Here is a 14,387-nt window from a genome sequence, read left to right as displayed (position 1 = left end):
GTTCGGATTTGGCCGGATTAGATTTTGCTGTTCAATGCGCGACAAGTGGAAGAACGGAAACAACATGGATAAGTTTCGCATTCTGTTGCTGACGAATCGGGACTCCGATAATGTGGGCGACCAGATTATTGAGGCCACGGTGATCTCCATCATCAAAGGGGTCATGAAGAATCTCGGATTCACCTCGGACGATTTTGTGATCTCAAGCAGAGCAGCTGGAATCATCTCGAAGCGGTACATGAAGACGAAGGACCCCGAGCTGCTCCAGCCAGCTCGGGACGCCATTGCCAAGAGTGATCTGCTGGTTTTCGGCGGAGCTCCGTTGTTCAACTATTCTTACCAGAACTTCTACCGCCGGACGATAACCACGCTCGAGCTAGCGAACGAGTATGGCGTACCGGTGATCTTTTCGAGTATCGGCATTGAAGAATTCGACCCGACGAACAAGAAGTGTCTGGCGCTCAAAGAGGCGCTTGCGCTGCCAGTCGTCAAACAGATCACGACGCGAGATGACATCGATTCCTTGCGGAAATACGTTGAGGGCACAGATGTTCCAGTGGCACACGTAGCTGATCCGGCCGTGCTTGCCGACATTGTCTTCCGCAAGAAGCCGGAAGCTCCTCCTGCTCCAAAACCTGTCCCGTCGATACCGCTCCGAGCGAAACGTAAAGTCAAACGTATTGTCCGGAAGATTGTGTCCGGCGACAAAGCGGCAGCTGCCAAACAGCCCGCCGAGCCGAAAGTTAAGCCGACAACACAGTCCGCGGAATCGGCAAAGCCGAAGAGAGTCGGGCTAGTCGTCACTCGAGCTGGAATCTTCAAAGATAACGGCATCGATTTCTCTGAAGCGGATCAGCGCAGGTTCTGGCTTGACACCATCTCCGCAGTCACTGAAAAAGGCTATGACTACAAGCTGTTCACCACTGGGCACTTCTCGGATGAGGTCTTTCTTGATTCGCTGATCAAAGACAACGGCCTTCCGACCACCAAAGCGGCTGTGACAGTGAACTCCCCAGACGAACTCATCCGTGAGCTTCGCGCATGCGACGGCGTCATTGCTTATCGTCTTCACGCCAGTATCACTTCATTTGCGCTCGGTGTTCCGTCTGTCGGGTTGTCCTGGAACTTCAAAGTTCCCTACTTCTACGATTCGGTGGGTTACTCGGATCGCGCCGTGGAGGACGCTCGCTGGACCGCCGACGACGTAGTGCCCGTGCTGGAAACTGCGATGCGTCAGGGAGTCGAGAAGGACAGAATCTTCCTGAAGTCCGTCTATGACACTCTCTTCGATGGAATCAAAGACGTGGCGGCACCCGACTCCGGCGCGACGCCATTTGAGTTTTCCGAACTTTGGGAGGGCCTTCCGCGCCAGCTGGCTACGGGGCCCAAAGGGTACCGCGAAAAGGTTAACCGGAAGCTGCGAAGGACGTACGAGAATTACCAGAAACTTGCGATCGCTGCAGAAGAACGCCAATCAGCATGAGCCTGAATCGTACGCCTCGATCAATTTAGTTATGCAAAGTCAACTATCGATCGCAACGCTCCGGAAAGGGCGGCTAAATGTCCACGACTGAAATTTTGCTGCTGACCAATCGTGATTCCGATAACGTCGGTGATCAGATCATCGAGGCTTCGGTTATTAGTCTGCTCAAAGCCGCAGCGGAGAACCTAGGGCTTGATGTCTCTTCGGTGAAGATCCGAAGCCGCGCTGCAAGTCTGATCAGTCGGAAATATATGCGTACTCAGGACGAGTCGCTGATCGAACCAGCCAGGCGTGCGATTTCTCGTGCTGACGTCGTTGTCTTCGGTGGGGCACCGCTGTTCAATTACCGATATCAGAGCTTTTATCTTCGGACGATCAGAACTTTGGAGCTGGCCGCCGAATACGGTGTGCCGGTCATCTTCTCAAGCATTGGCGTCGAACCGTACTCGGAGACGGATCCACGGTCTCAGCAGCTTAAACAGGCCCTCACGCTGCCGGTGGTACGGCAGATCACGACTCGCGACGATCTCGAATCGACTAACAAATATGTCGAGGGAACAGAGATCGCTACTGCTCTGGTCGCAGATCCTGCAGTTTTCGCCGATTCAGTTTTCGGTGTCGACTCGCGGAGTGAAGTCTCAACAAAGAAGTCTTCGGCCCGCTGCGTTGGACTCGTTGTGACCCGAGCCGGAATATTCAAAGACAACGATATTGACTTCAATGAAGCCGATCAGCGTCAGTTCTGGCTGGACATCATCGCTGAGCTTGAAGCACGCGGCGACGATTATCGTCTTTTCACCACTGGTCACTTCTCCGATGAGATCTTCCTCGACTCCCTAGTCCGGCACCACGGAGTTCCGAACAAAAATGCCGCTGTGACGGTCAACTGTCCTGAAGAATTGCTTGAAGAATTGCAACGCTGTGATGCAGTCATCGCCTATCGTTTGCACGCGAGTATCACTTCATTCGCGCTCGGCATTCCCTCGATTGGTCTTTCATGGAACTTCAAAGTACCGGAGTTCTACTCTTCAATGGGCTACCCAGAGAGAGCCCTGCCCGCCGCAGATTGGAACTCAGGGACGGTGCTTTCGGCCCTCGATGCTGCAATTGAGGCAGGAGTTGTCAAAGATTCCGACACACTGATGTCTGTCTATCGGGCACTGTTTGACGGGCTCAAAGGCACCATTGCTCCGAGTTCCTCCAACGAGGCATATTCATTGACAGAGCTTCGCGAACGCCTGCCACGCTACTCAGGCACAAGCCGGAAGCAGTATCAGGAGAAGATACGTCGGAAGCTTCGGCGTTCCTACGAGTACTACCAGCAGCGAATGAGCATGGACGTAGCAAAGGTGCCGACTGCCGGCAGTGGTAAGACTCCAGTCCGGGGAGGAGTGATGCGTCGTTTGCGATCACTGAAGAGACGAATTGCCAAGTCGTGATTGTTCTTCCGGACTGCAAGCGCAGTTGTTAAGGAAGTCGGAAGCACTGTCTCGCCAAACCAGATTGGTCCGCTTCTTGAGAACCAGCGCTCAAAAGAAGCGGACCAATGACAGTCCTGTTGGACGGCTGCCCTGCTCTCAGGCATCGATGCTATGCAGCACGTCAGAGAGCGGACGCCTATGACAACGCGGCCCAGTTGTTGGGGGCGGCTAGACTCAAAAGTCGCATTTCCCTACTTTCGGTGTCGCGCATTCGAAAGCCGCGTCCATGTGCGTATAGGCAGAAGTCGCTGGAGTTTGTGAACCGACTTCTCAGCAGCGATCGCACGAGTCTTCGTGGCCTTCACACTGCTTTCTAAGCGGTTCAATCTTTTCTCATTCTTGGCTTCCAAGTTCGACAATCGTTTTTCCAGCTTAGTCAGCCCTGTTGCCGTATTCTTGGACGCTTTCTGAGCTTCGTAAGTGGTCACCATATCCTGCAGTGCCGCCTCAATCTCTTTTGCTCCCTGCTCACGTGCGAAGTCCAGATTCTCCTGCACGAAGGAGAGACTGGACAGCCCAGAGATCTTGAGGTTGCGAATTGCTGACATGGAGACTTCTGAATCGAACGTTTTGAAGTCAGGTAGCGCGTCACTGAGCGACAGGGCAATCATCGTGCGAACACACTTGTCACAGACCCCACAGTTGTATTTTCCTGTGTTCTGCCAACAGACCCGAAGATGCTTCTTGGCCGCCGGATATGTGGCTATCCGTCGAGTCTTTCCGACGCGCGTTGAGCCGGCACCGTCATGCACGGTTGTCAGCCGATTGCTCGACCACAGATGGTCCAACAGAGGGTGCGACCCCCAGGCGAGCGTGTCTGCATATGTGTGAGAAGCCGGAATCAGCTGCTGCCCGAACTGAGCGCTGAAAAGGTGACCTACCGATGAAAGAGCGGCACCGTGTGTGATGGTCGGCCATTTGCCGGCGAGGTTGAGGAAACGCCGGATATTGGTTGATACCTCGAGGAGTTCTTTCCCGGTGATGGCAGCAACATCACCGAGGTGTTCGGATGTTACCTCGCGAATATCGGTTCGGGAGAGTGCGATGTCGAATCCATGTACGTACACGAGAGCATCGATTTCAGCCTCGTTTCGGACCAGAGTATCGAATGAGTCGACTCCTCCTGTGAAACACGATACGGTCTTGTCGACCAACGGCGCTCTGTCTTCTGCGCGAGGGGGCACCGTCAATTCAGCAGGTACCAACTGCTTCGGATACCAGTTGATGAGCACATCCTGAGCACTTTGCGCATTGAACAGAAGCCTCTTTGATACTGCCTGGTCCATGTGCAGAGAGCCATCGCTGCCGATGGCCAAGATGACTCCAATGACGAAGAAGGCGTCTACGGCAGCGTCTTCGTCGGTCATCGAACCGGCGGGGAGCTGATACCAGGCTTCTCCTTCGGCTCCTGGCATTGTAATCTGAGCCGACGCAACGACGCCTTCGTCGTTCTCTCGGACGGTCACCGACCGGATGTTCACCATAGTTCCCTCGCTCAAATTGCCATCGTTACCGTCGCAGCACTGATTTAGTAGTATCAACGAAGTTTAACGGAGAGTTCACTGCGAGGTACTGATTCCGGCTTTCTCGGCATGGCAAGGACGGTGACGCTGTGGACGGCATGCTATTGCTGCTCAACGTCACTGATTCTCAAGGTGAAAAAACCTGAGGCCGCTGGCGGTGTCTATCTCGATTCTACGAGTTAGCCTGGTCCCCAAGTGCAGGAATCTCAATTGAATTGCCCTTGGAATCGCGCATGACGATCGAGTAGTTGCCATTCTTTGCAACCGAGCGGGGGACGATCACTGACGCACTGTTGTCCTGGTGTCGTATCACTGTGACCTCGGTGATCTTTCCGCTGTGCTCCGAATGTGTCTCTGCTTGCGTCAGATCGCTATACAATCCGCTCAATTGAGTGATTTCACTTCTGCCGATGACGAACCGGCCTACGGGCCTCGGCTGCAGATTGTGAATGCTGTCCAAGTAGGCCGCTGTCGGACCGACGTCTACGCCGAAGTTGCCTCGCGGGGTGAAGAACGTAGCCGAGCTCGTCGGGTTACCGAGCAGTACCGGACGCGTGTCGAGTCCTTGAGCCCTCGAATTGCCGAAATTCTCTCGGAAACTTAATGTACCCCAGCTGGCATCGACAAATGCGTCCCACAGGGCAGGCTCTGAGAGCTCACTCGCGTCGACTGCCACATGGAATAGGGATCTCATTCCATGTGGTCCGGAGTATGTGCGTGAGACGTCTAGGTCGACAGGGGCTTCGGTTCCAGATCTGCGGTGTATGAAGACGAGCTGAGCTGAGTCGGGGGCCGCGAGGGCTCCCTCGATCCCGATTTCGCCGGAGATCTCTATGGTGCTGGAGGTGTACGTGATCCTATCCAAATGCACACGGGGTGCGATGTTGAGATCGATGATGGGGTCGCCCGTGTGAGGGAGGTAAGCGAACTTCGAAGTATCCTGGTCGAATTCAATCGGAATGTGGCCATTGGTGCGGAGCGTTTTGCTGACTTTTTCGATTTCATCCAGGTCGTTGCGAACGATGAGATCGACCAAGACCTGTGACGCCACCGCGCCGTACTTCCGGATCCTTGAGTTCCACAGCGTAGTGATCTGATTCCGGTACAGCGACAACATCTCTTCTCGCTCAGTACGTCCATGGGCGGGGAGCATTTTCCGTCCGAACACAGCCACCGTTCCGGCTTTGCCGACCATTGGGCGTCTCAGCAGTACATCACGTCGAATGCCAGGCTCAGTATTTTCGACGATCGTGGAGATGAGGCTCATAATGCGGTCGAGGTGAACTCGGGGAGGCTGTCCAATGCTCGTGACATTGGTTCCGTCGTTGCGTTGCCGAACCCAGTAGTAGACCTTGTCTGCGAGGATCGAGACATGAGGGCTGTGCAGAAATGCCTTCAACGTGAATGGCTGGTCTTCGCCGATGGCGAATCCCAAAGGAAAGCGAATATTGTGTTCTTCGATGATTGAACGCCGGAATAGCTTCAAGGCGCTCAGCGTCGAGTTGGCTTTCGACTCGATGAAATCGACAGCATAGCTGTTTTTGGAGAAGGGTCGTGACGGTAGCAGGCGAGTGAGCTTTCCTTCTCCGAACAGTCCCAATTTGCAGAGAACGACACCGGATCCAGTGTCATCTGCGGTCTGCACCATCCGCTTCAACGTGTCACGGTCGAGCTTGTCATCCGCGTCGAGGAAGAAGAGGTACCTGCCAGAGGCGTGTTCCAGCCCTCGGTTCCGGGGAGCAGCCGCGGATCCGCTGTTAGGGATCGTGAAAACACGGATGTCGCTCCTGTCGCGTGCCAGATCTTCGAGGATCGAAAAAGACCGGTCGGTAGATCCGTCATCGACAGCAACTATCTCGTAATGACCGTTGTCGATCGTCTGCTCACGAACGGAGGTGATCGTCTCTTCGATGAATTTTTCGCAGTTGTACACAGGGATGATGACGCTGACGTCTAGTGCATCGCCTGATTCTGCGAGTTCTGGTGCGCTTGTGGGAACGTCGGACATCGGTGACTCCACGGAGATGTTTCGTAGCGCTGGTGTGAGCGTTGGCATCATATTACACCTGTAGCAGATCCAGGGGTGGGGGCATGATTCGGCCAAGTGGATGATCGATATCGATAAGAGCGGCGATCTTCGCACGCACGGTCGGGCGCTGAAGGTCACGAAAAACTACACAAAACCCAAGTAAGTATTGCCAAAATCGCAACACCTGTGCAGAATGTAGAGGTGGTTGAGACGAGCGATGGTGCAGGCGACAGCCGAGAATCCCTGCTGATCCGTGTTCGCGGTGCCATCAAATCTGCCGGAATCAGCCACAGCGAAGTCGCTCGCAACATCGGTATCGAACCGAGCAAACTGTCCAAATCCCTGGCCGGAACACGCAATTTTCGGATCGAAGAGATCTCGGGGATCGCGGGGCTGACAAACGTCAGCACGGACTGGCTCACCAGCGGGCGGACCGCCCGACCACCTCGGCGGAAGATTGTTCCGAACTCTCCCGCGAACGACTCGGATGAGCGGAACCTGGCGGGGCACCATGGCCCGGAGGGAGCCCGACTCGGTGAGGATCCTGCGGAGTTGCGAGCTCCACAGCAGGACCGGCCGAAGGCATCTGGCGAGGACTGGGTGCCGAAGGGCAAACGCAATCAGCGCCGAATCGTCGCCGCTGCCTGGGAGCTCTACGCTGATCGGGGCATCGACAATGTGCGCACCGAGGACGTCGCACATGCATGCGGACTCAGTGCCTCGGCCATCAATTACCACTTTCGAACCAAGGCTCAGCTGCTGCAGGCAACGCTGCGCTACACCCTGGATATCCTCTCCGCCACACGCGGTCTCATCGACCCTGCTGACCCGCTGAGCACGCTGCGCCGGTTCGCGCAGGTTCACGCCGGAGTCGACGACAAGATACGCCGCGTCTGGTCCATCTGGGTGCAGAGCTGGTCCAGAGCATCAGTCGATGACGAGGCGCGAACCAATCTCACCGATGTCTACGCGGAATGGTTCGATCTCTTCGCCTCCGTAGTCCTCGCAGGGCAGCGCACCGGCACCATCCGGGCCGGGGACACCATCCTCATGGCCAAGGGGCTGAGCGTCTTCATCGACGGGCTCGGCGTCGCTCGGAGCACGGGGCAGATGGGAATCACCGACGATGAGGCGCTCCAGATGCTCGACGACTACCTCAATGCACACATCATCGCCGTCACTGACAAAGAGACGATGGCAGAACACAACGGGCACGACGCACCGACGCCCGTACGACCTGGACCGCAGTCGTAGGAAGAAGGCACATGAACACACCGAATCGAAGACAAGCGCTGGGGGCTGGGCTGTCGATATCAGCACTCGCCGGCTTGAGCGCCTGCGGGGGCGGCTCCGTCGGTGCCGCCGACGCAGGGAAACCAGTCAAGGGCGGAAGCCTGCGCGTGGGAGTCACGGGAGGCAACTCCGCGGACACCGTCGACGCCCACATTCCGGTCAACAGCGGCGACGTCTGCCGCGCCGTGAACCTGTACAACGCGCTCTATGGGTGGGATGACGACTCTCAGGTCGTGCCGCTGCTGGCGGAGTCCTTCGAGTCCAATGCCGACGCCACCGTCTGGACGTGCACCCTGAAGCAGGGCATCAAGTTCTCCGACGGCAGTCCGATCACCCCAGACGATGTGATCTTCACCTTCAAGCGGATCACGGATCCCGATGATCCCAAGACCGCGGCAGCGAACTTCTCCATGCTCGACAATGTCGTCGCCAAGGATGACCGCACTGTGGAGTTCCACCTCAGTGAGGCCAACGGACTGTTCAAGGACGCAGTCGCCGAATACACAGCGGCGATCGTCCCTGAAGGCTACGACCCGGAGAACCCCGTGTGTTCAGGGCCATTCAAACTCAAATCGTTCACCCCGGCCCAGTCGACGGTGCTCGTGCCCAATGAGCACTACTTCGACTACGACAAGATGTTCCTCGACGAGGTGCAGCTGCTGAACTTCAACGACTCAGACGCACTCATCAACGCGCTCCTTTCAACCCAGGTCGACGCGATCGCGCAGATCCCTGTGGCACTGGTCGAGGTCATCGCCGCCGATGAACGCATGGCCATTCTCAACTCCGAGACCGGCATGTGGCTGCCGCTGACCATGCGCGTGGACAAGAAGCCCTTCGACGACGTCAAGGTGCGCCAGGCCTTCCGCCTCGTCGTCGACCGGGAGCAGATGATCGAACAGGTCCTGTCCGGCTTCGGCACCGTCGGCAACGACATGTTCGGGCCGCTGAGCGAGAACTATCCCGAGTTCCCGCAGCGTAAGCAGGACATTCCCAAAGCCAAGAAGCTCCTCGCCGAGGCGGGCTATCCCGATGGTCTCGACGTCGAGTTGGTGACGGCTCCGATTCAGTCCGGTGCCGTCGAATCCGCTCAGGTCTTCGCTCAGCAGGCCGCCGAGGCCGGTATCCGGGTGAAGATCCGCAGGGTCGACGCGACGACGTTCTTCGGCGAGGAATATCTGCAGTGGGACTTCGCGCAGGACTTCTGGTACACCCGAGATTTCCTGCCGCAGGTCATATCCTGCGCTCTCGAAGAGTCGCCGTTCAACGAAACCCACTGGGACGAGCCCGCCTTCAACAAGGTCTTCGACAAGGTGCGCGGCATTCCCGAGGTTGAGAAGAGACGCGACGGCGAACACGAGCTTCAGAAGATGCTCTACGACGAAGGCGGCTACATCGTGTGGGGATTCGCCAACCAGGTCGACGCTTTCCAGAAGTACGTCGGCGGGCTGGTCAAGAACTCCACCGGGCGGCCTCTGGGCGGCTGGCGGTTCGACCGCGTATGGATCGGAAAGGTGTGACATGTTCGGAAAAGTCATCGGACGCAGGCTGATCTTCTCCGCCTTCATCCTCCTCGCAGTCTCCCTCCTCGTCTTCGGCGCCACGTTGCTGCTGCCCGGCGATGCGGCTCGAGCCATTCTCGGCCAGCAGGCCACTCCGGAGCGCATCGCGGCGCTGAACGAGCAGTTGGGTCTCAACCAGCCTGCTTGGCAGCGATACTTCTCTTGGCTGGGTGGACTCTTCGTCGGCGACTTCGGCACCTCGACGGCCAGCGGCGGTTCCGTGGCGCAGCTTCTCGGTGAGCGAGTCGGAAACTCGTTCATCCTCATGGCCGCGGCCGCCATCATCTCTGTGCCTCTGGGCATCGGCTTGGGCGTCTACCAGGCACTGCACCGTGGGGGCCGACGCGATCAGGCCATGACGGGCCTCAGCCTCGTCTTCGCAGCCATGCCGGAGTTCGTCATCGGCATCGGCCTCATCGCGATCTTCGCGACTTCCGTCTTCCAGATTCTGCCGGCCGTGACCCTGGCTCCGCCGGGCCAACCCGTGTGGGGTCGACCCGAGCAGCTCATCCTGCCTACCCTGACCCTCATCCTCGTCGTCACTCCCTACATTGTGCGGATGATGCGCGCGACGATGATTGAAGTCCTCGACTCCGGTTTTGTGGAGATGGCCCGACTCAAGGGCGTACCCGAGACACGTGTCATCATGCGCCATGCTGTGCCCCACGCGCTGGGACCGGTTGCGCAGGTCGTGGCGATCCAGCTGGCGTGGTTGGCCGGCGGCGTGGTCGTCGTGGAGTTCCTGTTCCGCTATCCGGGGCTGGGCCAAGCGCTCATCGATGCGGTGACCTACCGTGATGTGCAGGTCGTGCAGGCGATCTCCATGCTTGTCGCCGCTGTCTACGTCGTGGTGAACCTGGCGGCCGACGTCGTCGGCATCCTCACCAACCCGAAGCTGAGGAGTGCAGCATGAGCACGAACACGAATAGCCTCGACGACCTCAAATCCGCAGCGGTCGACGGTGGTGAGGTGCCCAAGGAATCACAGACCACCTACACGCCGTTCTTCAAGCGCGTGCTGGCACAGAAGCAGGGCAAGATCGGTCTGACACTGACCATCATCGTCCTGCTCCTGGCCTTCTGCGGACCGCTGCTGCTGCCCTGGGCCACAGGCAACACGGCAACCGAATTCGTCGCCAAGCCCTTCAGCCCACATGGGCTCTTCGGTTCGGACAACCTCGGCCGTGATGTGCTCTCCCGGTTCTTCGCCGGTGGGCTCACCCTCATCGTGTACTCGGTTCTCGCCACGGCGCTCGGCATGATTCTGGGCGCAATCATCGGCATGCTCGCAGCCTATGTGGGCGGCACTTTCGATGCGATCATCATGCGCCTCAACGATGTCATCCTCGCCGTCCCACAGCTGGTGTTCGCGCTGCTGGCCATCACCGTTCTGGGTCCACAAGGGTGGGTGCTCGTGACCGTCATCGGCGTGACCCACGCCCCGCGCATCGCCCGCGTCGCACGCTCAGCAACTCTGGGCGTCATCACCGAGGACTACATCCTCGCCGCAGAGATGTATGCGATGCCGCGGTGGAAGGTGCTGCTGCGTGAGCTGCTGCCCAATATCACCGGGCCGCTGAGTGTTGAAGCCGGGCTGCGCCTTACCTACTCGATCGGCTACATCGCGTCTCTGTCGTTCTTGGGACTCGGACTGCAGCCGCCCGCTGCTGACTGGGGCCTGATGATCAACGAGAACCGGATCGCGCTGAGCATCCAACCCTGGGGTGTGCTGCTGCCGGTGATCGCCATCGCGCTGCTCACCATCGGCACCAACCTGCTTGCGGACTCCTTCGCCAGGGCCACCGCATCGACGTCAGTGGAGGCATCATGACCACAGAGACAACCACGGTCCATCATGATGATGCGAACCTTCCCAATGAGAAGATCGTTCTGCGTGTGACCGATCTGAAGATCGCGACGACTGCCGGCAATGAGATCCTCCACGGCGTGAACTTCGCGCTCAGCCGCGGCGAGATCCTCGGCCTCGTGGGGGAGTCGGGATCGGGTAAGACCACAGCCGGTCTGGCCTGCATGGGCCACTTCCGGGAGGGGCTGAAGTTCGCCTCCGGGTCCGTGAGCCTGTGGCCTCGCGGTGATGACACCGCCGTCGAGGTGGTCGAACTCGACGAGGTGGCTGTGCGGTCCCTGCGCGGGTCGCGGATCGCCTACATCCCCCAGGACCCTGCGCTCTCGCTCAACCCTGCGATGCGGGTGGGCGAGCAGATCCGTGAGGTCCTCGACATCCACGAATTCGGCAGCTCCGAGGCCGAACGCACCGAGAGGGTGGCCGCAGTCCTCGTCGATGTGGGACTGCCCGGTGACAAGGCCTACCAGAAGCGGTGGCCGCACCAGCTCTCCGGTGGTCAGCAGCAGCGCATCGGCATCGCCATGGCCTTTGCCATGTACCCCGATGTGCTCATCCTCGACGAACCCACGACCGGTCTCGACGTGTCCACGCAGGCCGTCGTCCTCGATACGATCCGGCAGATGACTGTGGCGAACAATGTCGCCGGTCTCTACATCACCCACGACCTTGCGGTGATCAAGGACATCTCCGACCGGGTGGCAGTGATGCTGCGTGGTGACCTCGTCGAAGAGGGCCCGGTGGATTCCGTGCTCCAGGACCCGCAGCACGGGTACACGAAGATGCTCATGTCCGCAGTGCCGGACCTTGCCGGTCTCAAGACCATCGGCGAAGGTGCGGCAGCGGAACCGGAGCCCGAATCCAAGGCCACGCACATTCTGGTCTCGGACAGGGAGCCGCAGTCTGAGGACTCGAGCGAAGCTGCCGGGGCGCAGCGGTCTGCGGATTCAGGGGCTGGTGCAGCCACCTCGGCGAGTGCGCCGTTGCTGCAGGTCACGGATGTGGCACTGGCCTACGGGAAAGCGCAGATCCTCGACGGGATCAATCTCACGCTGGAACCCGGCGACTGCACGCTGCTGTTGGGGGAATCAGGGTCGGGCAAGACGACTCTGTCCCGCTGCGTCGCCGGGCTCAACGATGACTACTCCGGTTCCGTGCGGCTGCGCGGTCAGGAGCTGGCGAAGTCGACGCGGAAGCGGACGAACGAACAGCGGGTCGGCATTCAGTATGTGTTCCAGTCTCCGTTCTCCTCCCTCAACCCGCGCCGGTCGATCGGTCAGTCGCTGACCGTTCCCCTGGAGATGAGCGGTGAGGGCACTGCCGCGAGCCGGAAGGCAAAGGTCGAAGAAGCCTTGGACTCTGTGCGTCTGGGGCGCAGCTTCTATCACCGTCGGCCAGGTGACCTCTCCGGTGGTGAGCGGCAGAGAGCCGCGATCGCCAGGGCCTTGGTCAACCAGCCCTCAGTGCTGGTCTGCGATGAGATCACCTCAGCGCTCGACGTCAGCGTGCAGGCCTCGATCATCGGGCTGCTGCGCACGCTGCGCCAGGAACACCAGTTGGCGATGCTGTTCGTCACGCACAACATTGCGCTCTCGCGCCATATCGCGGACAACCTCGCTGTGCTCAACAAGGGCACAATCGTCGACTATGGGCCGACTGCCCAGGTTCTGGAGACTCCGAAGCACGAGTACACGCGCACGCTGATCGCGGACGTGCCGAAATTCTGAGACCTCGGGCAGAGCACAAGAGATGTGTTCTGCCCGAGGTGAGTTGTTCAGCTGTGTGTAAGAAGGCTCAGCGAGGGGCCGCGATGGAGAGGAAAGTTCCGGGTACGGGTGTGAGCACATACGATTCGAGTTGAGCGGGCTTCAGCCTGCTGCCCGTGGCAAACCGTGGGTCGAGGCTGATGGCGACCAAGTCGTTGTTGGACAACAAGATCGCCTCATCGCTGACATCTTCGAGGAGTGATTCGATTTCTTCCTCGAGGCTGCGGACCGTCATATCGATTCCCGCGACCCCATAGAAGTCGCCGGATATCTCCAGTGGGACGGTGAAGGTGAATGCGAACTGGTCCGTGCACATGTAGTCAACGAAGGGGCCGGTCATGTGCGGACGTCTCGTCGTTGCCGGTACTCGGTACCATTCGATGTCCTCAAGGCCGGCCTGATATGTGCCGAGCTCGGTGAGATCGGCGTCAAGAGGCAGGGGCTCCACACGACCGTTCTCGCGTTGAGTGACCCACCACAGCAGCGACCGAGATTGGTCAAGCACAGCAGGGTGGACGCTGACTATTCCTGCGCCGGCGAATTTGCTCGTGGAGTTGAGCGCGTCGAAGACGACCTCCTCCAGCCGAGCCTCCAGCGCTCGAGGAGCGGTCGAGAGCGATTCAATTGCGACTCCCGATACCCTCTCGATCGTCTCTGGAACTTGAGCCTGCCAAGCGCTGATAACATCCACCAGCCTTGTCATTTCAGGCGTTTTGCTGATTGTTCTCACGTTCGTGCCTTTGTGCGTCATTGCGTCTGGACAACAGCCATCTGAGTGAGATGGTAACAGCTTCCTCACGGGCCTGGATCGCAGCGTCCGTGTCACCTGAGATCATCTCATTGAGCATTGTCTCATTGAGCGTGCGGATGGAATTTCGCAGATCTGGGTCGTCCAATCCGATCCACAGAAGTGCCCCGAAATCATTCTGGATTCGGATCTGTTCGTGAACCAGACGAACTGATTGGGACTCACCTGCCAGCCGAAGATCCAAACCACCTTGAACTGACCGAGCTTCAGCACCGTCGCTGGGATCTGAACGAAGAAAGGTCTCTCGCACGGCGCCCAGATTCTGTTCGAGACCCATGGCGGAGATCGTCCGCAGCACACCATCGACGATAGTTCGGTAATAGGTTGCAAGATCGGTGATCTCTGCACGGGAGAGCGCGGCGATTCGTCGTTCCAGTAAGGCATGTGCGTGGCTGGAATCGACAGCGACGAAGCTGCCACCGCCGCGTCCCTGCTTGGTATAGATGAGATCGGTGGCCCGCAGATGCTGTAGGGCCTCCCTGACGGTGACGAGCGAGACTCGGAACCTCGATGCCAGAGCCGACTCCCCGGGGAGTCGGTCGCCTGGGGCGAGAACTCCCGTCGCAATGGCATCTTCGA

At 58.7% G+C, this 14,387-nt stretch carries 11 protein-coding genes; 7 read left to right on the top strand and 4 right to left on the bottom strand.

Translation table 11 applies throughout. From position 1 onward, the window contains the following. Nucleotides 1-34 precede the first annotated feature (34 nt). Both ACE03M_RS08895 and ACE03M_RS08890 read left to right on the top strand, forming a co-directional pair. Nucleotides 35-1,483: a polysaccharide pyruvyl transferase family protein gene (locus tag ACE03M_RS08895; protein WP_485933630.1), complete on the top strand. Its 1,449-nt coding sequence runs from the start codon at nucleotides 35-37 to the stop codon at nucleotides 1,481-1,483. 77 nt (nucleotides 1,484-1,560) lie between these two features. Next, a complete protein-coding gene (locus ACE03M_RS08890) occupies nucleotides 1,561-2,922 on the top strand; it encodes a polysaccharide pyruvyl transferase family protein (RefSeq protein WP_485933628.1) in 1,362 nt (453 codons plus the stop codon). A 233-nt stretch (nucleotides 2,923-3,155) separates the two neighbouring features. Here the strand turns inward: ACE03M_RS08890 and ACE03M_RS08885 are convergent, their stop codons facing one another. Together ACE03M_RS08885 and ACE03M_RS08880 are read right to left on the bottom strand one after the other, a co-directional pair. Then, complete coding sequence (locus ACE03M_RS08885) at nucleotides 3,156-4,448, bottom strand: hypothetical protein (protein WP_485933626.1); 1,293 nt, start codon at nucleotides 4,446-4,448, stop codon at nucleotides 3,156-3,158. 211 nt (nucleotides 4,449-4,659) lie between these two features. Next, nucleotides 4,660-6,495 (bottom strand): glycosyltransferase family 2 protein, encoded by a 1,836-nt coding sequence (locus ACE03M_RS08880; protein ID WP_485933624.1) that lies wholly within the window; start codon nucleotides 6,493-6,495, stop codon nucleotides 4,660-4,662. Between the two features lie 222 nt (nucleotides 6,496-6,717). Here ACE03M_RS08880 and ACE03M_RS08875 point away from each other — a divergent pair, with 222 nt between their 5' ends. From ACE03M_RS08875 to ACE03M_RS08855, 5 genes are read left to right on the top strand one after another with little or no spacing between them, the layout of a single operon-like run. Next, nucleotides 6,718-7,770, top strand: a complete 1,053-nt coding sequence (locus ACE03M_RS08875; RefSeq protein WP_485933622.1) for a TetR family transcriptional regulator — start codon at nucleotides 6,718-6,720, stop codon at nucleotides 7,768-7,770. 11 nt (nucleotides 7,771-7,781) lie between these two features. Further along, entirely contained in the window at nucleotides 7,782-9,329 is a 1,548-nt protein-coding gene (locus tag ACE03M_RS08870; RefSeq protein WP_485933620.1) for an ABC transporter substrate-binding protein, read from the top strand. A 1-nt stretch (nucleotide 9,330) separates the two neighbouring features. Further along, the gene (locus ACE03M_RS08865; RefSeq protein WP_204232962.1) at nucleotides 9,331-10,284 is read left to right on the top strand and encodes an ABC transporter permease; all 954 of its coding nucleotides are present in this window, start codon (nucleotides 9,331-9,333) and stop codon (nucleotides 10,282-10,284) included. Next, nucleotides 10,281-11,201: an ABC transporter permease gene (locus tag ACE03M_RS08860; RefSeq protein ID WP_222103691.1), complete on the top strand. Its 921-nt coding sequence runs from the start codon at nucleotides 10,281-10,283 to the stop codon at nucleotides 11,199-11,201. The genes ACE03M_RS08865 and ACE03M_RS08860 overlap by 4 nt, the downstream gene beginning before the upstream one ends. Continuing rightward, the gene (locus ACE03M_RS08855; protein WP_485933617.1) at nucleotides 11,198-12,961 is read left to right on the top strand and encodes an ABC transporter ATP-binding protein; all 1,764 of its coding nucleotides are present in this window, start codon (nucleotides 11,198-11,200) and stop codon (nucleotides 12,959-12,961) included. The genes ACE03M_RS08860 and ACE03M_RS08855 overlap by 4 nt, the downstream gene beginning before the upstream one ends. A 67-nt stretch (nucleotides 12,962-13,028) precedes the next feature. Here the strand turns inward: ACE03M_RS08855 and ACE03M_RS08850 are convergent, their stop codons facing one another. Then, entirely contained in the window at nucleotides 13,029-13,691 is a 663-nt protein-coding gene (locus ACE03M_RS08850; RefSeq protein ID WP_485933616.1) for a cache domain-containing protein, read from the bottom strand. A 13-nt stretch (nucleotides 13,692-13,704) separates the two neighbouring features. Beyond that, on the bottom strand, nucleotides 13,705-14,387 hold a 683-nt coding region (locus ACE03M_RS08845), incomplete at its 5' end, for a winged helix-turn-helix domain-containing protein (protein ID WP_485933614.1).

Source organism: Brevibacterium sp. AGC70 (genome assembly GCF_057334195.1).
Note: the sequence above shows the minus strand (reverse complement) of the source record. Positions and strands in the feature narration are given on the sequence as shown.

What these genes read in the sequence shown, in the direction of transcription:
- ACE03M_RS08895 (WP_485933630.1), top strand. Translation starts at nt 35, where the DNA reads ATGCGCGACAAGTGGAAGAACGGAAACAACATGGATAAGTTTCGCATT.
- ACE03M_RS08890 (WP_485933628.1), top strand. Translation starts at nt 1,561, where the DNA reads ATGTCCACGACTGAAATTTTGCTGCTGACCAATCGTGATTCCGATAAC.
- ACE03M_RS08885 (WP_485933626.1), bottom strand. Translation starts at nt 4,448, where the DNA reads ATGGTGAACATCCGGTCGGTGACCGTCCGAGAGAACGACGAAGGCGTC.
- ACE03M_RS08880 (WP_485933624.1), bottom strand. Translation starts at nt 6,495, where the DNA reads ATGTCCGACGTTCCCACAAGCGCACCAGAACTCGCAGAATCAGGCGAT.
- ACE03M_RS08870 (WP_485933620.1), top strand. Translation starts at nt 7,782, where the DNA reads ATGAACACACCGAATCGAAGACAAGCGCTGGGGGCTGGGCTGTCGATA.
- ACE03M_RS08865 (WP_204232962.1), top strand. Translation starts at nt 9,331, where the DNA reads ATGTTCGGAAAAGTCATCGGACGCAGGCTGATCTTCTCCGCCTTCATC.
- ACE03M_RS08860 (WP_222103691.1), top strand. Translation starts at nt 10,281, where the DNA reads ATGAGCACGAACACGAATAGCCTCGACGACCTCAAATCCGCAGCGGTC.
- ACE03M_RS08855 (WP_485933617.1), top strand. Translation starts at nt 11,198, where the DNA reads ATGACCACAGAGACAACCACGGTCCATCATGATGATGCGAACCTTCCC.